At 70.3% G+C, this 23,675-nt stretch carries 18 protein-coding genes; 8 read left to right on the forward strand and 10 right to left on the reverse strand.

Annotated elements, in window-relative coordinates; genetic code table 11:
• Window positions 1-2,153, reverse strand: a 2,153-nt coding sequence (locus tag ACYVK3_RS10710; RefSeq protein ID WP_460497303.1) for a rhamnogalacturonan lyase, incomplete at its 3' end; no start/stop codon positions are given.
• 541 nt (window positions 2,154-2,694) lie between these two features.
• Here ACYVK3_RS10710 and ACYVK3_RS10715 point away from each other — a divergent pair.
• Entirely contained in the window at window positions 2,695-4,590 is a 1,896-nt protein-coding gene (locus ACYVK3_RS10715; protein ID WP_460497304.1) for an RICIN domain-containing protein, read from the forward strand.
• A 24-nt stretch (window positions 4,591-4,614) separates the two neighbouring features.
• Here the strand turns inward: ACYVK3_RS10715 and ACYVK3_RS10720 are convergent, their stop codons facing one another.
• Window positions 4,615-5,805, reverse strand: coding sequence for an ROK family protein (locus tag ACYVK3_RS10720; protein ID WP_460497305.1), 1,191 nt, complete (start codon window positions 5,803-5,805; stop codon window positions 4,615-4,617).
• A 274-nt stretch (window positions 5,806-6,079) separates the two neighbouring features.
• Here ACYVK3_RS10720 and ACYVK3_RS10725 point away from each other — a divergent pair, with 274 nt between their 5' ends.
• The 4 genes from ACYVK3_RS10725 (at window position 6,080) to ACYVK3_RS10740 (ending at window position 11,069) form a co-directional block, all read left to right on the forward strand.
• Window positions 6,080-7,522 carry an ABC transporter substrate-binding protein gene (locus ACYVK3_RS10725; protein ID WP_460497306.1) on the forward strand — a complete coding sequence of 481 codons (1,443 nt, stop codon included), beginning with the start codon at window positions 6,080-6,082 and terminating at the stop codon, window positions 7,520-7,522.
• 81 nt (window positions 7,523-7,603) lie between these two features.
• A complete protein-coding gene (locus tag ACYVK3_RS10730; RefSeq protein ID WP_460497307.1) occupies window positions 7,604-8,584 on the forward strand; it encodes a carbohydrate ABC transporter permease in 981 nt (326 codons plus the stop codon).
• Window positions 8,581-9,684, forward strand: coding sequence for a carbohydrate ABC transporter permease (locus ACYVK3_RS10735; protein WP_460497308.1), 1,104 nt, complete (start codon window positions 8,581-8,583; stop codon window positions 9,682-9,684). Before ACYVK3_RS10730 ends, ACYVK3_RS10735 begins: the two co-directional genes overlap by 4 nt.
• Before the next feature lie 26 nt (window positions 9,685-9,710).
• Window positions 9,711-11,069 carry a glycoside hydrolase family 1 protein gene (locus ACYVK3_RS10740; RefSeq protein WP_460497309.1) on the forward strand — a complete coding sequence of 453 codons (1,359 nt, stop codon included), beginning with the start codon at window positions 9,711-9,713 and terminating at the stop codon, window positions 11,067-11,069.
• 57 nt (window positions 11,070-11,126) lie between these two features.
• On the opposite strand, the gene ACYVK3_RS10745 is transcribed toward ACYVK3_RS10740, so the two are convergent.
• Together ACYVK3_RS10745 and ACYVK3_RS10750 are read right to left on the reverse strand one after the other, a co-directional pair.
• On the reverse strand, window positions 11,127-12,890 hold the full coding sequence (locus ACYVK3_RS10745; RefSeq protein WP_460497310.1) for an ABC transporter ATP-binding protein: 1,764 nt from the start codon (window positions 12,888-12,890) through the stop codon (window positions 11,127-11,129).
• Window positions 12,891-12,893: 3 nt separating this feature from the next.
• Window positions 12,894-14,144 carry an MFS transporter gene (locus ACYVK3_RS10750; protein ID WP_460497311.1) on the reverse strand — a complete coding sequence of 417 codons (1,251 nt, stop codon included), beginning with the start codon at window positions 14,142-14,144 and terminating at the stop codon, window positions 12,894-12,896.
• A 237-nt stretch (window positions 14,145-14,381) separates the two neighbouring features.
• Between ACYVK3_RS10750 and ACYVK3_RS10755 the strand changes: the two genes are divergently transcribed.
• Window positions 14,382-14,567 (forward strand): DUF1918 domain-containing protein, encoded by a 186-nt coding sequence (locus ACYVK3_RS10755; RefSeq protein WP_460497464.1) that lies wholly within the window; start codon window positions 14,382-14,384, stop codon window positions 14,565-14,567.
• A gap of 146 nt (window positions 14,568-14,713) precedes the next feature.
• Window positions 14,714-15,469 (forward strand): class I SAM-dependent methyltransferase, encoded by a 756-nt coding sequence (locus ACYVK3_RS10760; RefSeq protein WP_460497312.1) that lies wholly within the window; start codon window positions 14,714-14,716, stop codon window positions 15,467-15,469.
• Here the strand turns inward: ACYVK3_RS10760 and ACYVK3_RS10765 are convergent.
• From ACYVK3_RS10765 to ACYVK3_RS10775, 3 genes are all read right to left on the reverse strand, one after another.
• On the reverse strand, window positions 15,454-16,083 hold the full coding sequence (locus ACYVK3_RS10765; protein WP_460497313.1) for a GNAT family N-acetyltransferase: 630 nt from the start codon (window positions 16,081-16,083) through the stop codon (window positions 15,454-15,456). The two genes, ACYVK3_RS10760 and ACYVK3_RS10765, sit on opposite strands and share 16 nt — an antisense overlap.
• Window positions 16,080-17,528, reverse strand: a complete 1,449-nt coding sequence (locus ACYVK3_RS10770; protein WP_460497465.1) for an APC family permease — start codon at window positions 17,526-17,528, stop codon at window positions 16,080-16,082. The genes ACYVK3_RS10765 and ACYVK3_RS10770 overlap by 4 nt, the downstream gene beginning before the upstream one ends.
• Before the next feature lie 116 nt (window positions 17,529-17,644).
• Window positions 17,645-18,391 carry a GOLPH3/VPS74 family protein gene (locus ACYVK3_RS10775; RefSeq protein ID WP_460497314.1) on the reverse strand — a complete coding sequence of 249 codons (747 nt, stop codon included), beginning with the start codon at window positions 18,389-18,391 and terminating at the stop codon, window positions 17,645-17,647.
• A gap of 360 nt (window positions 18,392-18,751) precedes the next feature.
• On the opposite strand from ACYVK3_RS10775, the gene ACYVK3_RS10780 reads away from it, so the two are divergent.
• Window positions 18,752-19,942 carry a sulfotransferase family protein gene (locus ACYVK3_RS10780; protein WP_460497315.1) on the forward strand — a complete coding sequence of 397 codons (1,191 nt, stop codon included), beginning with the start codon at window positions 18,752-18,754 and terminating at the stop codon, window positions 19,940-19,942.
• Between the two features lie 16 nt (window positions 19,943-19,958).
• Here the strand turns inward: ACYVK3_RS10780 and ACYVK3_RS10785 are convergent, their stop codons facing one another.
• From ACYVK3_RS10785 to ACYVK3_RS10795, 3 genes are all read right to left on the reverse strand, one after another.
• A complete protein-coding gene (locus ACYVK3_RS10785) occupies window positions 19,959-20,960 on the reverse strand; it encodes a 2-dehydropantoate 2-reductase (protein ID WP_460497316.1) in 1,002 nt (333 codons plus the stop codon).
• 77 nt (window positions 20,961-21,037) lie between these two features.
• The gene (locus ACYVK3_RS10790) at window positions 21,038-21,844 is read right to left on the reverse strand and encodes a DUF6999 family protein (protein ID WP_460497317.1); all 807 of its coding nucleotides are present in this window, start codon (window positions 21,842-21,844) and stop codon (window positions 21,038-21,040) included.
• Window positions 21,837-23,651, reverse strand: a complete 1,815-nt coding sequence (locus tag ACYVK3_RS10795) for a 3-oxoacyl-[acyl-carrier-protein] synthase III C-terminal domain-containing protein (RefSeq protein WP_460497318.1) — start codon at window positions 23,649-23,651, stop codon at window positions 21,837-21,839. The genes ACYVK3_RS10790 and ACYVK3_RS10795 overlap by 8 nt, the downstream gene beginning before the upstream one ends.
• Window positions 23,652-23,675: the final 24 nt, after the last annotated feature.

Here is a 23,675-nt window from a genome sequence, read left to right on the forward strand (position 1 = left end):
GAGGAGTCCTCGGTGCGCAGCAGCAGCTCCTCGCGCCAGTCGCCGAACACGTCGGCCACCAGGCTCGGGTTGCCCTTGTTCCAGTTGTTGGTCAGGGTCCCCGTGGCCTCCAAGACGGTGCCGTCCTGCCAGTCCTCGATCGTGGGCGTCTCGTCGACATCGGTGGACAGACCGCGGACGGTCTGCGTGGTCATGTCGGCCGCCCACCGGATGCTCATGTTGGTGCCGGGCTGGCCGTCGGCGCCGATCGGTTCGCCGGTCACGGTGAACAGGCCCTCCTCGCCTTCGCCCTCCACCTCGAGGTCGGGATTCGCGGCCCAGGCCTCGAGCCCGGCGATGGCGGGTTCGATGTCGCCGACCATGCTGCGGGCGGTGTCCACACCGGTGTAGCCGCCCCAGAGGACCTCGCCGGTGGCGGCGTCCCGCATGGCGTAGCCGTAGGGCGCCCAGGTGCCGCCTTCGAAGGCCGAGAAGATCTCCAGGCCCGCGCGGTCGGGATCGAGATCCCCGAGGTGGTGGGAGTCGCCGTGTCCGAGTTTGACGTATTCGCCGGCGACGTTCGACTCCGGCGGGCCGTAGTCGTACGAGGAGTACAGCAGCGAGCCGTCGTCGTCGAGCGTGGCGGCGCCGTAGACGATCTCCTGTCTGCCGTCACCGTCGACGTCCGCGGCGCCCATCGAGTGGTTGCCCTGGGTGGTGAGCGTGCCCCACTCCGGATCGGGTCCCTCGACGCCGTGCGGGCCGTCGTTGAAGGGGTTGGACATCGGGGCGTGGCCGGAGTCGGCGAGCCAGCGTTGGCTGAGCTCCTCGCCGTCCCAGTCGAAGGCGGCGATGGTGGCACGGGTGTAGTAGCCGCGGGCGAAGATCGCCGAGGCGTGCTCGCCGTCGAGGTAGGCCACCGCGGACAGGAAGCGGTCGACGCGGTTGCCCGGCTCGATACGGGACATGGCGTAGTCGCCCCACATCAGACCGTCGTCACCGCGTTGGACCGGGAAGTCGACGGTCTGGGCCTCCAGGCCCGTCGCGCCGTCGAACACTGTCAGGTACTCCGGGCCCGAGAGCACGAAGCCCTCGAAGTCGCGGAGCTGGTTCCTGCTCGACCGAGACGGCGCGTAGACGTCGATGAAGTGGTCGGCGAGGCGCTCCGCATCCTCTCGGGACAGCGGGTAGGCGAAGTCGAACTGCTCGTCGGCGCCCAGGGCGGCCTCGATCGTGGCCGGCCAGTCGCCGTTGACGACCTCGGGGTGCTCGTGCCAGCCCATGAACGTCCCGACCAGGTGGTCGTAGTAGCCCTCGGCGCTGAGCCGGTAGTCGTCCTCGTGCGACACGCCCGCCTCGACGTCGTCCTCCGGCAAGGTGACGAACCGTTCCTCACCGCCGTCGACGTAGGAGGTCGTCCTGGTGCCCGGCGCCGTCTTCGCCATGACCTCGGACTTGCCGTCGCCGTCGAAGTCGTACACGTTGAACTGCGTGTAGTGCGCCCCGGCCCGGATGTTCACACCCATGTCGATCCGCCACAGCAGCTCGCCCCCTTGCGTGTACGCATCGAGGTAGACCGGGCCGGTGTAGCCGACCTGCGAGACGTCCTTGGAGTTCGTCGGGTACCACTTGACGATGTACTCGAAGTCGCCGTCTCCGTCGAGGTCGCCGACGCTGACGTCGTTGGCCTCGTATCCATAGGGTTCTCCGGCGGGGGTGACGCCGTCCGCGGGCTTTTGCAGCGGGACGTCGAGGTAGGACGCCGACCACGGGCTCACCGAGTCGGAGAAGTCGACCTCCTCGCCGTCGACCACGGCCACGACCCGGTACTGCGAATCGCCACCGCCCTCGGCGTCGAGGTAGTTCGTGCTATCGGTAACAGTGGCAAGCAGCGCACCGTCCTTGTACACGTTGAAGTCGGCACCGGTCAGACCTGAATCGTTATAACCGGACACCTCATCGGCGAGCAGTCGCCAGCTGAGGAAGACACCGTCATCGGTGCTCGCCGCGACCAGGCCGCGATCGAGATGCTCGAGCTGAACACCGCTGCCCTGAGCGGGGGAGTCGGATCGGGGGTCGGCGTGCGCCGCCTGCGGGCTCATGGCGCCCGTACCTGTGACTGCGGTCGCCAGCGCGACCGCGGCGATCAGGGTGAGCTGCTTGGGGGGACTCATCGAAGGGGCTCCTTGTCATCGCGCGAAGCCGACGGGAGCGCGCCGAAATCCGGCGTGCGGGGACGCGCAGCTGCCGGCCGATATTGAAACGATTTAACACATCGAAGGCTATCGACGAGCCAGCCTCGTGTCAACCTGATGTGCGATCGAAGACGCCGATCCGGATGCCGCCGCGCCTGCGCGCCCGTACACCGCCGGGTCGAGCGTCGTCTCGGCTGCCCGCTCCACGGGCCGGCCCTGCGCGAGCATGTGTCGCCGTTCGACCCGGCCACCGCCCGTCCGGCGCGCGACCACGGCATCCTGGCCGCGACGATCGGGACGCGCCCGGGGGCTTCAGCAGCGGCAACCCCGGCACTTCGGTCGCGGCCGTCGGCGCGAGCGCGGCTCGAAGACCACTGCGGGCACTGACGACACCGCCTCGAAGGTCTCAGGGGATCGTAGATATTGACTCCTCTGCATGTCTCACTTAATATAAGTCTTATATATAAGTGTGATGTGTATCGCTCCGGGCCTCGGCCCGGGCACGCGGAAGGAAGCTCCGATGCGACATTCACGACTCCGTACCATCCGAACGACGGCCATCGGCGCAGGTCTCGCCGTGTTCACCGCGACCGCCCTCGGCTCGGGCCTTTGGCCCTCGGCCCAGGCGGCCGAGGCAGCAGCCGATGTCTGGCTCACCACGGCCGACCAGACCGCACTGCTCGAACAACAGCCTTCCGTGCCGTTCGGATCCGGAGGCGGCGGCACCGTCATCGAGGTCGACGCGGACACGAGCTACCAGGTCATGGACGGCTTCGGGGCCTCGTTCACCGACTCCGCGGCGTGGCTGGTCCACGACCGACTCGACCGGTCCCGGCGCGACGAGCTCATGCGGAACCTGTTCGACCCCGACTCGGGCATCGGCCTGAGCATGGTCCGACAGCCGCTCGGCGCCAGCGACTTCACCGTCGGCGGCGCCGACTACACCTACGACGACACCTGTTGCGATGCGGGCGACTTCTCGATCGACCACGACCGCGACTACATCGTTCCCCTCCTGCGGCAGGCGAAGTCCCTCAACCCCGAGGTCAAGATCGTCGGCACCCCCTGGAGCGCACCGGCCTGGATGAAGACGAACGGCTCGCTCTTCGGCGGACGGCTCGCCTCCGATCGCTTCGACGACTACGCCGACTACCTCGCCCGCTTCGTCGCCGCCTACGAGGCCGAAGGGCTCCCGATCTACGCCCTGACTCCGCAGAACGAACCGCACCACGAATCCTCCACCTATCCGACGATGCGGATGTCCTGGCAGGACCAGGCCGCATTCGTCGGCGACCACCTCGGCCCGGCGCTCGAGGGCAGCGGCACCGCCGTCATTGCCTGGGACCACAACTGGGACGAGCCGGACTACGCCGTCAACGTCCTGAACGACCCCGAGGCGAATCGGTACCTCGCCGGCAGTGCCTTCCACTGCTACGCGGGCGACGTTTCGGCGCAGCAACAGGTCCACGACGCGCACCCCGACAAGGGCCTGTGGTTCACCGAATGCTCCGGTGGCGAATGGGCCACCGATTTCGCCGGCAACCTGAAGTGGAACACGCAGAACCTCATCATCGGCGCCACGAGGAACTGGGCCAAGAGCGTGACACTGTGGAACATGGCGCTCGACCAGGACTTCGGGCCGACCAACGGCGGCTGCGCCGACTGCCGGGGCGTCGTCACCGTGGACACCCAGACCGGCCGGCTCGCCTACAACGTCGAGTACTACGTGCTCGGCCACGTCAGCAAGTTCGTCCGCCCCGGCGCGGTGCGCGTCGACTCCACCACCCGGCCCGGCGGCATCGAGACCGTCGCGTTCAAGAACCCGGACGGCACCATCGCGCTGCTGGCGCTCAACGCCGGCGCCTCCGCGGCCGACTTCACCGTCTCCCAAGGCGACCGTCAATTCGGATATCGACTGCCGGCCGGTGCCGTCGCCACGTTCACCTGGAGCGAAGGCCGGGCCTCCGAGCCTCCCGGCGGCGAGATCGATCCGCGGGCCTCCTACGCGATCGAATCGGCCCACAGCGGCAAGGTCTTGGACGTCACCGACGCCTCGGCGGCCAACGGCGCCCTCATCCAGCAGTGGGACGACTTCGGCGCCGCCAACCAGCGCTGGCGCTTCGAATCCACAGGAGACGGATACTGGCGGATCGTCTCGCTGTCCTCGGGCAAGGTGCTCGACGTCACCGACGCCTCCACGGCGAACGGCGCGCTGATCCGGCAGTGGGACGCCCACGGCGGCGTGAGTCAGCAGTGGAGCGTGACGCCGCTCGGTGAGGGGACGTTCTCGATCATCAACCGCCGCAGTGGCAAGGCCCTCGATGTGAAGGACGTCTCGGCGGCCAACGGGGCCTCGATCCAGCAATGGGATCACACCGGCGGCGCGAACCAGCGCTGGCGTCTGGCCGCCGACTGACCCCCCTCACCGCGGCGGGCGGGTTCAATCCCGCTCGCCGCTGAGGAAACGCTCGATCACCAGGGTCGCCGCGCCTTTGGTGACCGCGTCCGGGCCGAGTCGGCCCGGCGCGATCGTCGCCCGCTGGAAGGGCTGGTGCAGCGCGTACGAGCCGGCCGCCGCCACGATGTCGTCCATCCGCCGCTGCGCCAGCATCAGCCCGGCCCATCCGCCGATGACGATGAGTTCGGGATTGAACAGGTTGAGCAGGTCCGCCAGGCCCGCCCCCAGGTATTCGACCGTCTCGTCGACCACGGCGCGCGCTGCCTCGGAGGGGTCGTCCAGGAGCCGCTCCAAGGCCGACTCCTCACTGAGCTCGGAGAAGTCGACCGCTCCTCCGGCGGCCAGGTACCGCTCCAGGACCCCCTCGGCGCCGACATAGGCCTCCAGGCACCCGCGGCACCCGCACCGGCAACCTCGGCCGCGCACCTGGACGGTGGTGTGTCCCCATTCCCCGGCGCTGCTTGCCGATCCCCGGTAGAGGCCGCCGTCGGCGACGATGCACGAACCGACGCCCGAGCCGATGAGCGCGATGACGGCGTTGCCGGCGCCCCGCCCGGCCCCGAACCACAGCTCGGCCTGGCCCATCGTCATGGCGCCGTTGTCGACGTGGACCGGGAGCGGGGCGAGCCGCTCCATGAGCAGGCGTCCCAGCGGAACCTCGTCCCAGCCGAAGGCCTTGGCGTGGATGACGCCGTCCGGTCCGTACTCCACGACGCCCGGCATCCCCACCCCCACGCCCAGCACCTGCGTTCCGTCGGAGTCGTCCAGGACGCGGCGGACTCCGGCGACGATGTGGTCGACGACGGTGGCCGGGTCGTGCCGGCCCGGCGCCAGCGCGTACTGGGCGCTCGACTGCTCGGCGAGCTTGAGGTCGAGCAGTTCGACGCGGACGTGGGTCTCACCGACGTCGACGCCCACCACGTGCGCGTGGCCGGGGTCGACGTCGAGCAGGATCTGCGGGCGGCCGCCGTCGGACTCGAGCTTGCCCGCCTCCCGAAGCACGCCCTCGGCGAGCAGCTCCGAGGTGACGTTGCTGATCGAGGCGGTGCTCAGCCCGGTGACGGGGGAGAGGTCGCGACGGGTGAGCGGGCCGTCGAAGTACAGCGTCCGCAGCAGCCGCATCCGGTTGCCGAGCTTGAGATCTCGCGTGGTCTTCTGCCGCGGGAGTTCCATAGTTCACCAGTCACTCGTTATAGGTCCGCGACCATGCCGTTACCCCGTGGAGATTGACGGCGTTGGTCGATCTACTTAATATAAGTCTTATAAGTAAGTCGTGTACGACAGCCCAAGCGTACCGCCGACCCGCCCCCGACCGCTGAGACCCGGGCATCGCCGCAGCTTGCATCCCAAGCCCGGCGGCGTGTCCCCTGAATATTCATAAAGGAACCTTCCGGAATATCCCTCCCGAACCGCCGGCCCGCCGGCGGTCTGGACCAAGGAGCAATAGATGAGGACCGAACCTCTCAACCGCCTCACCCCCTCAGGCGCCCGAACCGCCGCGAAACGGCGCGGCGCGGCGGCCCTCCGCGCGATCGCCGTGGGCGGCTGCACCGCCCTGGTGGCGGCGGCCTGCCTCGACGGCGGGGGCGCGAGCGCCTCCGACCGCGTCGAGATCCGCTGGTTCGTCGGGATGGGCGCGGGCTCCGACGCCCCCACCATCCCCGCCCAGGAACAGATCGTCGAGGAGTTCAACGCCAGTCAGGACGAGATCGAGCTGGTGCTCGAGATCGTCGACGCCGACCAGGCCCCCGACATCCTCAGCACCCAGATCGCCACCGGCGACGCGCCCGACATCGTCGGACCCATGGGCATCCGCGGCCGCTCCACGTTCCCGGGAGCCTGGCTCGACCTCACGCCGTACATCGAGAAGAACGACTACGACCTCTCCGACTTCGACCCGGCGCTCGTGGACTTCTACCAGATCGAGGAGGAAGGCCAGATCGGTCTGCCCTTCGCCGTCTTCCCCTCCTTCATGTACATCAACCTCGACCTGTTCGACGAGGCCGGCCTGCCCTACCCGCCCCAGGAATACGGCGCGCCCTACGTCGACGCCGAGGGCACCGAGCGGCCCTGGGACATCGAGACGATGACCGAGCTCGCGATGCGGTTGACCGTCGACGCCGAGGGCAACGACGCCACCGATCCCGCCTTCGATCCCGAGAACATCGTCCAATTCGGATTCGGCAACGTCTTCGCCGACCTCCGCGCCCAGTCCACCCTCTTCGGCGCCGGCTCACTCGTCGACGACGAAGGCAACGCCCAGATCCCCGCGCACTGGGCCGAGGCCCAGCAGTGGTACTACGAGGGGATGTGGGAGGACCGCTTCATGCCCAACGGCCCCTACGGCGACTCCGACATGATGGGCGCCGGCTCCTGGTTCGAGTCGGGCAACCTCGCTATGGGCTACACCCACCTGTGGTACGCCACCTGCTGCATGGCGGCCTTCGAGGGCAACTGGGACACCGCCGCCGTTCCGTCCTACAACGGCGAGGTCACCGCCAAGCTCCACGCCGACACCTTCTCCATCACCGCCGACACCGAGCACCCCGACGAGGCGTTCACGGTCCTCACCCACCTCATCGGCGACGCCGCCGAGGAACTCACGGCCACCTACGGCGGCATGCCCGCCCGAATCAGCCTCCAGGACGGCTACTTCGACCGCGTCGGCGACGCCAACTTCGAAGGGCAGGACATCAACTGGGACGTCGCCGTCGAGGGCATGTCCTATGTCGACAACCCCTCCCACGAGGGCGGCATGCCCAACTTCCTCGAAGCCGAGGCCGCCATCGCCGAATACGCCACCAGGTTCGCCCAGGAGCCGGGCCTGGACATCGAGGCCGAACTCGAGAATCTCAGGAACGACCTCCAGGCCGTCTTCGACGCCGCGTGACCCCACCGCTGCTCGAACCGCCGGGTGGGCCGATCCGCGGCCCGCGGACGACCCGCCCGGCGGACTCCTCGAAAGGACGCCATGTCTGAACTCACCGAAGCGGTGCTCACCGCCCGGCGCCGCCCGCGCCAGGCCAAGCGGCCCGCCAGCCCCATGCAGCGGCGCGAGGCGCGCTGGGGCTTCGCCTTCATCTCGCCGTGGGTCGTGGGATTCATCCTCTTCTGGATGCTCCCCATCCTCGCCTCGCTCGTCTTCTCCACCTTGGACTTCGAGCTCACCGCACCGGATGAGACCACCTTCGTCGGCCTCAGCAACTGGGAACGCGCCCTGTCCGACCCCCACACCTGGTCGTCGCTGCTGGTGACCCTGCGGTTCACCGTCTTGTTCCTGCCGCTGAGCCTCGTGGTCTCCCTCGGGCTGGCCCTGCTGCTCAACTCGGCCAGGCTCAAGGGCCGCAACTTCTTCCGCCTCATGTTCTACGCCCCGTCGATGATCCCGCTGGTGGCCGGCATCCTGATCTGGCAGCAGGTGCTCAATCCCCAGACCGGCTGGCTCAACCGCCTCATCGGCCTCACCGGCGTCCAGGCCACCGGCACCTCCGGCCTGCGCTGGTTCGACAACCCCGTGCTCGTCCTGTTCGCCTTCAGCTTCATCGGCCTGTGGGGCGTCGGCAACGCCATGATGATCAACCTCGCCGGCCTCCAGGGCATCCCCACCCAGCTCTACGAGGCCGCCGCCATCGACGGCGCCGGCTGGTGGCGGCGCCTGCGGAGCATCACCCTGCCGCTGCTCTCGCCGGTGATCTTCTACAACCTCGTCATCGGATCGGTCCTCATCATGCAGTACTTCGTGGTGCCCTGGGTGCTCTTCGGCGCCAGCGGCCACCCCGACGGCTCCAGCCGGTTCCTCCTCATTCACTTCTACGAGCAGGCGTTCGTGTTCGGGAACATGGGATACGGCGCCGCCCTCGCCTGGTTCATCTTCCTCGTCGTCGCGGTCCTCACGGCCCTGCTGTTCGGCACCGCCCGGTACTGGGTCCACTACGGATCGGAGCGGTCATGACCGTCGAAGCCCCCGAACGCACCGAGCCGGCCCGCGCCGGCGAACGTCCGAGCGGCGAAGCCGTCATCCGCCGCCGCCGCAAGACCATCATGTGGACGCTGTGCACCACCTTGGGCGCGTTCCTGCTCGTGTCGATCTTCCTCATGCCGCTGGGCTACGGGGCCGTCACCGCCCTGAAGGACAAGGACGGCGTCTCGAACCCGAACTCGCCGATCCTGCCGGTGGCCGCCGAGGTCTTCGAGTACGAGGGCGAGGAGTACGACGTCTACTCCGTGCCCATGCCCGACGGGACGGTCCGCGAACTCGCGCTGATCGAACCCGGGCGCGAATCGAGCGTCTTCATCGACCCGGCCGACCCCGGCGCCGGCCCCCTCGAATGGGAAGGGCGCTGGCGCACCCTCGAACCCGTCGTCGGCTTCGCGCCGCAGTGGGGCAACTTCGCCGAGGCCTGGGAGACCCTCGACTTCCTGCGCCTGACCGGATGGACGCTGTTCTACGCCATCACCACCGTGGTCGCCACCGTCGTGTCCTCGGCCGTGGTCGCCTACGGCTTCGCGCGCTTCCGCTTCCCCTTCCGGGGGGCCCTGTTCGGGCTGCTGCTGGCCACGATCCTGCTGCCCCCGGCGGTCACGCTGGTGCCGAAGTACGCGGTATTCCTGCAGATGGGCTGGATCGGGACCTACCTGCCCTTGATCGTGCCGCACCTGTTCGCCAACGCCTTCAACGTGTTCCTCTTGCGACAGTACTTCCTGACGGTTCCCAGGGAACTGGAGGAGGCCGCCCGCATCGACGGCGCCGGCCCGATCCGCACCTTCTTGAAGGTCATCGTCCCCCAATCGGTCCCGGCGCTGACCGCGGTGAGCCTGTTCCACTTCTTCTACGCCTGGAACGACTTCTTCGAACCGCTGCTGTACCTCGCCGGCAACCGCGACATCGTCCCGATCGGCGTCGGCCTGAGCTACTTCAGCGGCGTCTACAACTCCGAACCGCACCTGATCCTGGCCGCCGCCCTGCTGGCGCTCGTGCTGCCGGTCGCGATCTTCCTCGCCGCCCAGCGCGTCTTCGTCCAGGGCATCGTCGTGTCCGGAGTCGACAAGTGAACCGTCCAACCGAGGAGCACACCCGTATGACCGAAGCCAGCCCGTTCCCCGAGGACTTCCTCTGGGGAGCGTCCACCGCGGCCTATCAGATCGAGGGCGCCGCCGAGGCCGACGGCCGGTCGCCGTCGATCTGGGACACCTTCGCGGCCACCCCCGGCAAGACCCGCGACGGCGACACCGGCGCGGTCGCCTGCGACCACTACCACCGCTGGCGCGAGGACTTCGCGATCGCCGAGGGCCTCGGCCTGCGCGCCTACCGCATGTCGGTCTCGTGGGCGCGGCTCCAGCCGAACGGCCGCGGCGAGCTCAACCCCGCCGCCGTCGACTTCTACCGCGCGCAGCTCGGCGATCTGCGTTCGCGGGGCATCCGCCCGGTGGTGACGCTCTACCACTGGGACCTGCCGCAGGCCCTGGAGGACGAGGGAGGCTGGCCCGAGCGCGAGACCGCCCACCGCTTCGCCGACTACGCCGGCCGCACCGCCGCCGCGCTCGGCGACCTGGTCGGGGACTGGATCCCCGTCAACGAGGCGTGGTGCGTGTCCTTCCTCGGATACCACCAGGGGGTCCACGCCCCCGGACGCCGCGACCTGGCGGCGGCGCTGCGCGCGGTCCACCATCTCAACCTCGGCCACGGGCTCGCCGTCGAGTCGATCAGGGCCGCGCGGCCCGCCGCCAGGATCGGCTGCTCGGTGATCATGACCGACATCGAGCCGGCCGGCGAGGGCCCGGACGACCTGGCCGCCGCGCGACTGTCCGACGGCAACGGCAACCGGATGTTCCTCGATCCGCTGTTCAAGGGCAGCTACCCGGAGGACATGGTCGCGCACTACCGCCACACCGGCGCGTTCGACGCGGTGGCCGAGGGGGATCTGGAGGCCATCGCCGCGCCGCTGGACTTCGTCGGCGTGAACCACTACCACCGCTTCCGCATCGCCGCCGACGACGGCGACGCGCACCTGGGCGGGCGCGGCCTGCCCCCGGAGGGCCCGGTGACCAGCTTCGGCTGGGAGATCAGCCCCGACAGCCTCCGCCGCGTCCTCGAACGCGTCGCCGCCGAATACACCGACCTGCCGGTCTACATCACCGAGAACGGCGCGTGCTTCGACGACGTGGTCGGCCCCGACGGAGCGGTGGACGACGCCGCCCGGATCGACTACCTCGACGCGTACCTCCGCGCCGCGGGCGAGGCGATCGAGAAGGGCGTGAACCTGCGCGGCTACTTCGTGTGGTCCCTTCTGGACAACTTCGAGTGGGCCGAGGGGTACTCCAAGCGCTTCGGCCTCGTCCACGTCGACTACGAGACCCAGCGGCGCACCCTCAAACGCAGCGCCGAGTGGTACCGCGGCGTGATCGCCTCGGGCGGCGCCTCCCTCGCCGGGCAGTGACGCACCGCGCCGCCGCGCGCCCCGGGAGACCGGCGCGCGCGGCGGCGAGCGCGGCGTTCAAGCCGCCGCGATGCCGTCGTGCTGCACGCCCCACGTCCGCGCGTAGCGCCCCGAGCGCTCGAGCAGCTCCTCATGGGTGCCCCGCTCGGTGATCCGGCCTTCTTCGAGGACGACGATCACGTCCGCGTTCCGGATCGTGGAGAGCCGGTGGGCGACCACGAGCGTGGTGCGGCCGCGCATCAGCGTCTCCAGCGCGCCCTGGATGTGTCGTTCGGACTCCGAGTCGAGCGCGCTGGTGGCCTCGTCGAGGAACAGGATCCGCGGGTCGCGGATGAGCGCCCGGGCGATCGACAGCCGCTGCCGCTGGCCGCCCGACAGCCGCGCCCCCCGCTCGCCGACGACCGTGTCCCAGCCGTCGGGCAGGGCCTCGACGAAGTCGAGCGCGTTCGCGTCCCGCAGCGCGCGCCGCACCGGCTCGTCGTCGACGCGCCCGAGGCCGTAGGTAATGTTGTCGCGGACGGATCCCTCGAACAGCACCGAGTCCTGCGGCACCACCGAGACGTGGCGGCGCACCGAGCGCATGTCGAGCTCCTCCATGTCCGCGCCGTCGAGCCGGACCGTGCCGGAGGAGGGGCGGATGAGCCCGAGCACGGTGTTCATCATCGTGGACTTGCCCGACCCGGAGGGGCCGACGAGCGCGACGGTCTGCCCCGCGGCGATGTCCAGATCGACGCCGTCGAGCGCGGGTGTGCCGCCGTCGGGGTAGCGCACCGTCACGTCGCACAGCTCGATCCGGCCCTCCACGCGGTCGACCGTCGGCTTGCCGTCGTTGTGCTCGATGTCCGGATCCTGGAGCACCTCGGCGATCGAGCGCACCGACTCGGTGCCGCGCGCGGCGATCGGCAGCAGGTTGAGCACGGCGCTCACCGCTCCGGTGAGCATCGAGAAGTAGGTGCCGAGGACGACGACCTGCCCCGGCGTGATCGGGGCCCATTCGAGCAGCGCGACCGTCGCGGCGAGCAGGAGGCACCCGACCGACAGCAGCTGCATCGTGACCCAGCTGGCGGCGCCGAACCGTCCGTTGAGGACGTCGAGCCGCAGGCCGCGGTGGCGCACCTCCTCGGCCACCTGCGCGACCCGTTCGGCCGCGACGTGCTCCAGGCCGTGGGCGCGAGTGATCGGCATGAGCGCGGCCATCTCGCCGACACGGGAGGAGAAATACTCCATCTCGCGGCGGAACTCCTGATTGCGGCGCTGGATCCGGCGGCGGGTGAACCACCACACGCCCACGCCGCACGGCAGGCACAGCGCGAACACCGGCAGGAACTGCGGGACGGTCACCGCGGTCATGGTGATCGCGCCGGTGAAGACGAAGACCGCCGACAGGCCCGGGCCGCCGGACTGGGAGAACATGAGTTCGACGTTCTCGACGTCGCGCACGACCTTGCTCTGGATGATCGAGGCGTTGGAACGCGAGTGGAAGCCGATGGACAGCAACTGCAACCGGGACGCGAGCGCGTTGCGGAAGTCGGCGCCGAGGGACCGGACCGCGCCCATGTACAGGTGCGTGAACCAGACGTGCGTGACGAGGTTCTGCCCGACCAGCAGCGCCGCGCCGATCGCGAGCCAGGCGAGCGCGGAGCCCGGGCCGCCGTCCACGACGATGTCGATGGCGGCGCCGGTGATGACCGGCGTCAGCCACAGCGGACTGTCCTTGACCGCGAAGACGATCACCGACAGGCCCAGGCGCTTGCGGCTGGGTCGCAGCGCCCGCGCGACCGATGTGAGCGGATGCCGTCCGTCGAGGGCGATGGTCTCCATCGGCTAGCGGGCCTCTTTCCGTTCGGGGTGCGGGAGCGGTGTGATGAGGGCGGCGACCATGACGCCCAGCGGCACGATCGTCGACAGCCACAGCACGAGCTGGAACGAGCCGGTCCAGGAGTAGAACAGCGAGTACAGGATCGGCGCGAACGCGGTGCCGGCGATGGTCGCGGAGGCGACGACGCCCCGGATCGCGCCGATGTGCGCGGTGCCGAACAGTCGCGGGGTCATACCGCCCTCGATGGCGCGCAGCGCGTTCCCGGCCGCGCCGATGGCCATGCCGAAGCCGATCGCCGACCATCCCGGCTCGACGGCGGTGCCCCAGACGACGGCGAGCGCGAAGCCGAGCATGGAGGCGGCCAGCAGAAGCCGGGGCCGTCCGCGGTCGACGAGGTAGCCGAGCACGAGGGTCGCCGCGGTCCCGGCGACGGTCTGCGGCAGGAAGTTCGCGGCGGCCTCGGTCGCCGACAGGCCCCGCTCGCCGAGCAGGGCGATCTGGTGGAAGCCGATCGCGGTGCCGAAGAAGCCGGCGGTGCCGACGGTCGCGACCAGGACCCAGAAGTACGGGTGCCGCATGGCCTGACCGCGGGTCATGCCCCATTCCGCCCGGCTCTGCTCGCCGTTGGCCGGGTCGCCGTCGACGAACTGGCCGACGTCGGCGGGGCGGTTGCGCACGAAGAGGACCGACAGCGGGATGACGACGACCGCGACGACGGCGGCCTCGACGAGCATGGCGGTGCGCCAGTCGGTCGCCGAGATGAGTCGTTCGAGGACCACCGGAGAGACGGAGATGATGCCGCCGCCGATGGCGCCCTGGAGGCCTAGGATCGTGCCGCGCCGCTTCTCGTACCAACGTGACACCAGCGTGGCCGAGCACAGGCCCAGCGCCCCTTGGCCGAGCATCCGGATGCCGATGAAGCCCGCGCCGAGGCCGATGATGTTCGTGGCGAAGGAGAGACCGACCAAGGCCACGCTGAAGAGCGCGGCGATGACGGCCATGGCGCGCCTGGTGCCGTACTTGTCGACGGCGCGCCCGATCCACGGGAGGGCCAGTGCGCCGGTGAGCGTGCCGATCATGTAGGCCGTGGAGATGACGGTGCGGCTGACGCCGATGTCGGCGATCATCGGGTCGAGGAAGACGGAGATGGACGCGGTCTGGCCGGGGGCCGTCAGGCCCATGGCGATGGTCGCGACGACGACCATGCGTGGCCCGGAGAACCGGTCCGGGGCGGTGCGGGGCGCGGTGGCGATCACGTGGGCGGCTCCAGGGCGTTCACGGGTGCGTTCGGGACTTGCCGGGCGGCTAGGAAAGCCGGTTCCCAGACTAGAGCGGTACCGGCGGTCGGGGCCTCATCAATTTCCCGCTCCTCGGGCCAACGTGGCCGAACTCACCGGCCCCGCCGGCTCGCGCGAGCGGGCCCGCGCCCCGGGCCGGCCCTCTACCATCCGAAGAGAGGACACGAAACCGATCGTCGAACGGTGGTGAGGACTGTGCGCGCGAACGTCGGCGACCGACTGCGTTTCCGCGGGCGCCAGGTCGGCATGAAGGAGCACACCGCGGAGGTGGTGGCGGTGCTCGGCGAAGACGGCGAACCGCCGTACCGGGTCCGGCACGACGACGGCCATGAGACCCTCGTCGTCCCCGAATCCGACTGCGTCGTGGAACCCGCCGAGTGAGGCGCGGCGCGGGACACCGCGCCGNCCCCCCCCCCCCCCCCCCGGCCGAGTCCCGCCGTCCACTGGCGCCCTCGCGCGGGGCCGGATAGCGTTGCCGTCTCAGCGAACAGAGCGGTTCCTCGATGGCGCTCGACGGTCGGTTCAATATGAGCAACTACCGCGACGCGGACCATCTCAAGGCCCGCGTCGACCTCTACCGCTACCGCACTCCGGATTTCGATCCCGTCGACACCGCCGCCGGCCTCCTCCCCTCGGCACTCGGCTACCTCCTCGACGTCGGATGCGGCTACGGGCGCTACGTCAACCGGCTCCGGGCCGACCACCCCGAGGCCACCGTGGTCGGCATCGACCTGTCCCCGGGCATGCTCACCGAGGTCGAGCCGCCGGTGATGGTCGCCGCGGCCGAGGCCGTTCCGTACCCCGACGACAGCGTCGACGCGGTGCTGGCGATGCACATGCTCTACCACGTGCCCGACATCGCGAAGGCCGTCGGCGAGTTCCGCCGCGTCCTCAAACCGGGCGGGACACTGCTCGTCTCGACCAACGTCGAGGGCGACATGGCCGCGATGTACGAGTTGTGGAACGCGGCGATCGCCTCAGTGCTCGGCGAGGCCGCCTTCCGCCCGGAAGCCGAGGTGGCGCGTTTCGACGGCGCCAACGCGCCCGGCTACCTCGAGGCGGCGTTCGCCTCGGTCGAGCGGATCGAGAAGACCGGGACCGTCTCGGTGCCCGGACCCGAGCCGCTCCTGCGTTACCTCGCCTCCATACGCACCTTCTTCGACTGCGACGACGAGGCGTTCGACGACGTCCTCGCCGAGGCCCGCCGCGAACTCGAAGCGCACTTCGCACGCCACGATCGCTTCGAGTTCGCGAAGGGCTTCGTCTACTACCGCTGCCGCTGAGCCGCGGCAGTGGGCACATTCCTCCACATCGGATACATGGACGGCCCTTCGGGGAGCCGGAGCGCTTCGCGCCGCTCGAAGCCGTGCTTGCCGTACCAGTCGGTCAGCGGTAGGTTCGCCGCCTCCAGGTAGCCGGCGGCACCGAGCCGGTCGAGCCGGTCGAGCCCCACCGAGAGCAACTGCGATCCGAGACCCCTGCGCTGGTGTTCGGGCGCGACCGCGCAGAAGGCCAGGTGCTGGTGCGGTCGCTGTTCGGGGTCGGGATGGCCGCGTTCGAACGCGGCGTCCAGTGCCTGGAACCGGGGCAGGCGCGGGCCGCACAGCGCTTCCAGGCGCCGCTCGTAGTCGGGCGGGCCCGGTATGGGGCCCTTCGTGTAGTCGAACCAGACGGCGACGCCGGCGAGCGAACCGCCCTCGTCGATCGCGGCGTCGACGTGCCCGTGCCCGTCCAGGGCCGGACCGACGAGCATCGCGAACTGGCCGGCCAGGAGCCGGTGCCGCTCGGCGAGGTCGCCGGGGACGAGCCATTCGGCGACCGCGAGCGTCGCGAACGCGCTCGCGATGCGGTCGGCGACGGCCTCGGCGTCACCGGAGTAGTCGGTCGCGACGATCACGGGCGTTCCCCAGCCGGCACCGGTTCGGAGTCGGGTCCGGGTTCGGACTCGTCGATCGCGGCCTGCGGCCCGGCGCCGATGCGGCGGTAGAGCTCGGGCTTGGCCCGGCGCAGCACCAGGCCCCAGGCGACGCCGATCGCGGCGACCACGACGTATATGAACATGATCGCCGCAGGCAGCGGCGAGCCCGGGGCTGCGCCGAGCAGGTCGCCGAAGTCGGCGATCGCCATGACCGTGACCGCCGCGAGCAGGAGCGCGGCGAGCGCCGGAGCCCAGCGGGTGCTCCAGTCCGACTCGCCGTGCGAATCGCGGACGAAATACGCCACCACCGCCACCGAGGAGATCGTCACCAGCACCAGGATGCCGAAGCCCCCGGAGGTGCCGAACAGGTAGAACAGGTCCACGAGCGGGTCGAGGTCGGTCGCCGCGTAGACGACGAGCACGACCAGCGCGATGGCCGACTGGACCAGGGACGAGCGCGTCGGCGCCCCGGTTCGGGCCGAGGTGCGTCCGAGCGAGGCCGGCAGGACGTGCTCGCGGCCCAGCGCGAAGGCGTACCTGGCGACGGTGTTGTGGAACGAGATCGCGGCGGCGGCCACGCTGGTCACCAGCAGCACCTCGGCGGTCGTCGCCACAGTGGAGCCCATCTGTTCGCCGATGAGTCCGAAGAAGACCCCCAAGTCCGCCTCGCGGGCGGCCTGGACGATCTGATCGGGGCCCACGGCGACGGTCATCGACCATGACGCGAGCGTGTACAGCACGGCCAGGATGAGGATCGCCAGGACCGTCGCGGTGCGCACCGTGCGCCTGGGGTTCTTGGTCTCCTCGGCGTACACGGTCGGCATCTCGACGCCGACCATGCCGAGGAATCCGAGGACGAGGAGCGCGCCCGCCGTGGAGGTGAACAGCAGCGTCGGGTCGAGTGCGTCGAAGCGGAACGTCCCCCCCGCCGGGTGGCCGAAGTTGGAGGCGCTGAAGACGACGATGATGGCCATCTCGAGGCTCAGCAGGACCGCGAGGAACTTGCTGTTGACGTCGACCGCCCGTGTACCGAGGACGGCGACGAGCAGCCACAGCACACCGGCCGGCGCCCACCAGGCGACGTCCCAGCCGAACCAGGATTCGAGGAGCGGCGCGGCGGCGACGCCGAGCAGCCCGTAGAGCCCGATCGACAGCCCGGTGTAGGCGACGAGCGCCACGAGCGCGGCACCGACGCCCGCGGTGGGGGAGATGCCGCGGGAGGCGAAGGCGTAGAACGCGCCCGCGTTCGCGATGTGCCTGGCCATGGTGGTATAGCCGACCGAGAACAGCACGAGGACCGCGCCGATGGCGGCGAACGCGACCGGGATGCCGATCTGGCCGGTGAGCGCCCAGCCGGTGACGGTGACGCCGGCGATGACGGTCAGCGGCGTGGCCGCGGTGAGTGAGAAGTGCAGGAGGCCCATGACGCCGAGACGGTCGGCGGCGAGCCGATCGGCTATCGAGCCGACCTGGGGTCGGGGGGTGACGGACACGGGGGAGGATCCCTTCGAATGGTGCTGACAGGACAGTAGAAGGCGCCTTACGGTCGCCTGGTCATGGCGGCCTGACCCACGACGACGTCGAGGTGGTCGAGGAGCTTCCGGATCGGGTCCTCGAGCCCGTCGACGGCCTGCTTGAGGCGGGTGCGGCCGATGTCGGTGTCGGCGAGGCGCTGGTCGAAGCCCATGCGGGACAGCAGGCCGATCAAGAACGCGTCGCGGCCGGCCGGCGCGCCGAGGTGGTCGCGGTTGAGGTTCTGGTGGAGGCGCGCGAAGGGCCAGGCGCCCTCGGTCGGATTGCTCGGCACATACGCGAGGCGGCGGCCGAGCACGCCCTGCCGCTCGATCGCGATGATCCCGCGGGAGGCCATGCGCTCGGTGACACGCACGAAGACGCCGCCGGGGCCCATGCCCTGCTCGGCGAGGTAGAGCAGCCACGTCTTCAGCGGCTGCGCGGTGTGCTCGGCCTTGACCGCCTCCCACGTCTCGAGCGCGAGCACGGTCGTCGGCGGCTGCGCGGTGTAGGACAGGACGACCGTCTTGCCGACCAACTGCACGTGGCCGAACGCGAGGAGCTGGCCGAGCACGCAGGCGCCGAGCCCGAGCCCGATGATGCGCGGTCGGACGGCCGGTCGCCAGTTGAGCTGGTCGAGGCAGCAGAGCACGAGCTCGTCGGCGAGCTCCAGACCCGCCTTCCTGCCCTCGGGGGAGCGCCGTCGGAGTTCGGGTATTGCGGCGTTGTCATCGCGGGCGGGAATGCCTGGCGGAGTTTCCGGGGGACGGTTCATGGGCCTTTCGCAGGTCGCACGGGAGCTTCGGCGGACGGGGCGTCTGGCATCGAGATGCCCGTCCGGTAACGGATACGTTTGTTGTGTCATAGCGTCGCCCACTCTGCCCAGCTAACCGGTTCGGTGTCTAGTTGGCAAGGGCTGGCGGCAAGAAACTCGAATTGGTCGGATGCCTATGTCAACGTCCGTTTCCCAAGGGGTCCGTGGTCTTCGTGTGACGCAGCGCAGCGGGCGCCGCCCACCCGTCCGGTGGCCTTCGGGGAGTAATCTGTTCGCATCACAGGACCACACCATCCCTTATGGGCCTTGCCCGGTGAGAGGAACGCACCCCCCATGCGTCGGATCACGAACACAGCGAGAATGCTCAATCTCCTCCTGACGCCCGCCTCGCGCGGCATGCGGAATCCGGAGCGGTCATGGGACAGGGCGGTGCGGGACGTCGCCAAGTCGACCCGGCTGTCGACCGACGGTGACGAGACGTTCGCCGAAGAGCTCGGCTTCGTGCTCGAATGTCTCGCCGACGAGCCCGGACTGACGCCGCTCGGATGGCAGGCGGCCATGAACGACGCCAAGCAGCGCCTTGCGAACCGCCTGCGGGTCAACGACCTCATCGCGACCGAGCCCGCGATCGCGCGGGAGCGGATCGACTCGCCGGTGTTCGTCATCGGCCTGCCGCGCACCGCGACCACGCTGGCACACAAGATCCTCGCCGCCTCCGACGGGCACAGGGGCCCGACGCTGTGGGAGATGGCGCACACCGACCTCGAGACCGACCCCGCGGTGATCGCGGCGCGAGTGAGCGCCCTGGAGAAGCGGGCGCGGTTCATCTCGATGATCGCCCCGTCGTGGGAGGTCATCCACCCCATCCGCGTCAACAGCCCCGAAGAGTCGATGTTCGTGCTGCCGCACGGCACCTACCACCTCATCCTCCGCGCCCCCATGCCCGAGTACCGGGCCTGGCTGGCCGAGCGCGACACTCGGCCCGACTACGAGTACCTCAAGCGGGTCCTGCAGGTGCTCCAGCACGGTCGCGAGCCCAAGCGGTGGGTGCTGAAGTACCCCGCGCACGTCGCCGACCTCGACGTGATCAGGGAGGTCTTCCCGGACGCGACCTTCGTATGGACGCACCGCGACCCGACCACCGCGATCGGCTCGCTGTGCAGCCTCATGGAGACGGCGTGGTCGATGTACCTGCGCCGCCCCGACCCTCACGCGATCGGCGCTCTGGCGCTCGAGCTCCTGACCGAATCCGTGGAGCGCGGCAGGCGGTCGCGCATGGCGCTGCCCGGCGACGCGATCGTCGACGTGCCCTACCACCTGCTCAACTCCGACCCCCGCACCGAGGTGCCGCGGCTGTACGCCGCGCTCGGCGCGACGTGGACCGAGAAGGACGCGGACAACCTGGAGCGCGTGCTCGCCCGTCCCGCAGCCGACCGCCGGCACGAGTACGGCGTCGCCCGCTACGGTCTGGACCTCGGCGAAGTCGAGCGGGCCTTCGGCGACTACACGAAGCTCGTCGCGAACCTCAATATCGGCATGGCGGGACGCTAGGACGGGCCCTGGACGGTCACCGACCGGCGGGCAATGCGGCGAGGAGCTCCTCGCCGGTCCAGTCGCGGCGCCCTCCGGCCTCGGCGTCGCGGACGAGCGCGACCAGCCGGCCGTTGATCGGCGCCCCGACGCCGTGCCGGTGCGCGAGCACGACGATCTCGCCGTTGAGGTAGTCGATCTCGGTGGTCCGGCCCGCCTCAAGGTCGTCCCACATCGACGACCGCGCCAGCGGGTCGATCGCGAGCATCCGGGCCGCCACGCGGGTGAAGACCGCGTCGGGCGCGCCGAGCAGCGCGGGCATCCAGCGTGGCGGCACCGGCGTGAGCCTGGCGGGCGCGACCCCGGCCGCGTCGAACACGGTCAGCGCCTCGCGCTGTGCCGTCGCCAGGCACCGCCGGTAGGTCCGCCGCGACAGCTCCTCCTTCAACGGCAGACCGGAGAGCGCGTTGATCGCGTTGTTCAAGTTGAGCAGCAGCTTCGCGGCCTGCACGCCGGGCATGTCCCCGCGGGTCGCCAGTGGCAGCCCCGCGCGCTCGAAGAGTTCCGCCCACGCCCGCAGAGCCGGATGCGCCTGCACTTCGAGATCGCCTTGGGTGGCGCCGTGGAACCAGCCCGCTCCCCGGCCCGCCACGTTGAACCCGACCATGCCCGGCAGCACCGTGGCACCGGGCAGGCGCTCGCGCAGCTCCTCGGCGTTGTGCAGGCCGTTCTGGAAGCTGACGACGACGGCGCCCGGCTTCAGCCGCGGCGCCACCTCCTCGCCCGCCCGGCCGGTGTCCGCCGACTTGACGGTGACGAGCACCAGATCCGCCTCCGCGACCGCTTCCGGCGCCGTCTCGTAGCGCGGCGAGGGCACGTTCCGCTCGGTGCCGCGCCAATCGGTGAGCGTGAGCCCGTGCCCGGCGAGCTGCCGGGCCACGCGCTCGCGGCCGACGAACACGACGTCGCCGCCGGCCGCGGCGAGCCGGCCGCCGACATAGCAGCCGACGCTCCCCGCACCGTACACACAGATCCTCATCGGGCGGATGCTACCGCGCGCACCGCCGCGACTCCAGCCGTCTCGGTTCACCCACCACCGCGAAGGCGAGCAGCCGCTCACGATTCCGCGGCGAGCGCGACGAGCCGGGCGTGGGCGTACTCGCACACCACGGCGTGCCGGTAGACCGCCGCCGGGACGTCGGTGTTCGAGTCGACGCGGATCGCCAGGTCCCCGCTCTGCCACCGCAGGAACGTGGCGTCGCCGGTCAACTCGGCCAAGATCGCCAGCATCGAGTCGTCGAAGCGCATGGAGTGCACCGCCCGCCGGTACTCCTCGGGTGTCAGGCACAGCGCGAACGGCAGGTTCATCAGGCACAGCGCGGTCTGGATGTCCAGCTTGAGCAGGCGGCGGCGGTGGGGCTCGGGATCGAGCGGCGGCACCTCGAGGCCCTCGAAGTCGAGCGCGCGAGCGCGGACCGGCCCAGGGCCGAGCGCCGCGAGGACGTCGTAGACGTTGATGTCGTGCTCGATCACGGCGCGGTCGCCGAGCCCGGCGAGACCGGTCGGCCGCAGCGTCACCGGTTCGATGCCCGAGTCGCCCGCATTGCGGACGATGAAGTTGAGCAGGTTCGTCTCGATGACGAAGTGCCTGATGAGCAGCTCGACGGCGAGCGGCGAGACGAAACGGCGCAGGAACCACAGGCACAGGAAGTCCATGGCGGTGTGCGCGGTCCAGCGGATCGGCGTGAGCCGCTTGGCGACCACGATGATCGCCACCAGCAGCCGCGAGATCGGCCGGGCGACCGGGTAGAGCCAGGCGCGGGTCCAGCGGCGCTGGTCGTCGGCGACCATGCGTGCCACACCCGGCTCCAGCGGCATCGCGGGGTCGGCGACGACGGCGTCCCACAGCGACGGGTCAGACATGGTCCAGCTCCTCCAGCTGGAGCGCGTACAGCCTTGCGACGACTTTGGCGGTCTTGACGATCGCGTCGGCCGCCGCCTCGTCGATGAGGTCCGAGGCGAGGATCGCCTGGAGCTTCGCGAAGTGGTCGTCGTCGGCCTCGCCGTGATAGGCCAGGAACGACACCTGGTCGTCGCGCAGGCCCAGCAGCAGCTTGAACCGCTCCGCCCAAGTGGCCGCCTCGCCGGTGCCCAGCCCCTCGATGATGAACATCGCGCCGAGCAGCCCGATCGGATCGGGTGCGCTCGCGGTGTGGAACATGTAGGCCGACAAGGCCTCCGAGCCGATGTTCTTCTCGCCCGAGCGGATCTCCTCGAGCGCGCCGCCGCATGCGGCGAAGTCGCGTTCGAGCATCATGAAGTCGCGGTGCTCCTCGGCGGCGTGGCGGATCGCGGCGCTGCGCAGCTCGAAATGGTCGACCGAGAAGTTCGAAGCGGCCCGAGCGATCCACCTGGCCCCGTCCGCCACCTGCTGGCGCAGATTGAACAGCAGCCGCCGGTAGTCCTCGATCGTCACCGAGCCGTCGGCGAGGCGGCGCATCACCGGCGCCTCGGCCAGGCGCCGCTCGAAGTCCTCCCAGACCGCGTCCAGCCGGGACATGACATTGCCGCCGGCCTTGACCGAGGTCCGCGCCGGCGCGGGGGAAGGCGCCTCCTCCGCGGAGTCCACACAGGTCAGGTGCGCGAAGGCGAAGGAGAAGCGGCCCGACTCGGGCACGGCCAGCAGCACCGTCTGGCCCGGTTCGAACCTGCCGGTCCGCCAGCACTCCTCCAACGCGATGAAGATCGACGCGGCGCCCGTGTTGCCGCGCGTCTCGAGGTTGGAGAACCACTTGTCCGTGTTCAGCGCCGCCCCGGACTGCGCGATCTGGTCGAAGATGATGTCGCGGAAGGCGTTCGTGCTGTAGTGGCACAGCACGTGGTCGAGTCGGTCGAGGTCGATCAGGCCCGCCCGGGTCAGCTCCTTGAACTCGCGCAGCCCCGCCTCGGCCAGCGCTCCGAGTGCGCTCGTGTCCTGGCGCAAGCGCATCATCCCGGCGTTCTCGGCCGCCGCCGCGGTGCCCAGATCCTGCCACGTCTGGCCCGCCCGCGGCTCGGGCTCGTCGCCCATACCCGCGCGCATGCACACCCGGTGCTCGTGCGCCAGGGAGACGCTCCGGACCCAGTCGACGCGAAGCGACGGACGGTCCGGGCGCGGCCTCGGCTCGACGATGACGGCGCCCGCGCCGTCCGAGAGCATCCAGCGCAGGAAGTGCGCGTCGGCCTCGCCACGGCTGAAGCGCGAATGCCGCAGCCAGCGGCTCGACAGCTCCGAGCCGACCACCGCCGCTCGGTCCATCTCGCCGAGCCGGACCTTCGCGACGGCCGCGTCGAGCGCGGCGAGGCCCGAAGCGCACACGCCCGCGGCCGACAGCAGCTGCATCGGACCGCCGCCGAGGCGCCCGTGCACCATCGACGCGAACCCGGGCACCAGCAGGTCCCCCTGCGTGGTCGCGGTCGCGAGCATGTCGAGTTCCTCGGCGCCGACGCGCCGATCGGCCAGGGCCTCGCGCAGCGCCGCGGCGGCGAGCTCCTCGTTGAGTTCGGTGGTGCGCCCCTGCTCGTCGAGCGCGTAGTGGCGCGAGGTGATGCCGTTGGCGGCCAGGATGCGGCGGCGCAGCCGGTCGCCGCGCGCGTCGACGCCGCCGAGCCGCGCGGCGATCTCGTCATTGGCGACCGGAGGGCCGGGCAGGTACGCTCCGGCGGCGGTGATGAAGGCGGTCTGAGTCATGCCTCCATTGAGCCCCTTGCGAAG

Source organism: Glycomyces tarimensis, assembly GCF_054776215.1.

Excerpts from the sequence above, each read along its gene's own strand:
- ACYVK3_RS10720 (WP_460497305.1), bottom strand. The coding sequence starts at position 5,805 with ATGGAACTCCCGCGGCAGAAGACCACGCGAGATCTCAAGCTCGGCAAC.
- ACYVK3_RS10770 (WP_460497465.1), bottom strand. The coding sequence starts at position 17,528 with ATGGGCCTCCTGCACTTCTCACTCACCGCGGCCACGCCGCTGACCGTC.
- ACYVK3_RS10730 (WP_460497307.1), top strand. The coding sequence starts at position 7,604 with ATGTCTGAACTCACCGAAGCGGTGCTCACCGCCCGGCGCCGCCCGCGC.
- ACYVK3_RS10725 (WP_460497306.1), top strand. The coding sequence starts at position 6,080 with ATGAGGACCGAACCTCTCAACCGCCTCACCCCCTCAGGCGCCCGAACC.
- ACYVK3_RS10745 (WP_460497310.1), bottom strand. The coding sequence starts at position 12,890 with ATGGAGACCATCGCCCTCGACGGACGGCATCCGCTCACATCGGTCGCG.
- ACYVK3_RS10785 (WP_460497316.1), bottom strand. The coding sequence starts at position 20,960 with ATGAGGATCTGTGTGTACGGTGCGGGGAGCGTCGGCTGCTATGTCGGC.
- ACYVK3_RS10790 (WP_460497317.1), bottom strand. The coding sequence starts at position 21,844 with ATGTCTGACCCGTCGCTGTGGGACGCCGTCGTCGCCGACCCCGCGATG.
- ACYVK3_RS10760 (WP_460497312.1), top strand. The coding sequence starts at position 14,714 with ATGAGCAACTACCGCGACGCGGACCATCTCAAGGCCCGCGTCGACCTC.
- ACYVK3_RS10715 (WP_460497304.1), top strand. The coding sequence starts at position 2,695 with ATGCGACATTCACGACTCCGTACCATCCGAACGACGGCCATCGGCGCA.
- ACYVK3_RS10780 (WP_460497315.1), top strand. The coding sequence starts at position 18,752 with ATGCTCAATCTCCTCCTGACGCCCGCCTCGCGCGGCATGCGGAATCCG.
- ACYVK3_RS10795 (WP_460497318.1), bottom strand. The coding sequence starts at position 23,651 with ATGACTCAGACCGCCTTCATCACCGCCGCCGGAGCGTACCTGCCCGGC.
- ACYVK3_RS10735 (WP_460497308.1), top strand. The coding sequence starts at position 8,581 with ATGACCGTCGAAGCCCCCGAACGCACCGAGCCGGCCCGCGCCGGCGAA.
- ACYVK3_RS10740 (WP_460497309.1), top strand. The coding sequence starts at position 9,711 with ATGACCGAAGCCAGCCCGTTCCCCGAGGACTTCCTCTGGGGAGCGTCC.
- ACYVK3_RS10775 (WP_460497314.1), bottom strand. The coding sequence starts at position 18,391 with ATGAACCGTCCCCCGGAAACTCCGCCAGGCATTCCCGCCCGCGATGAC.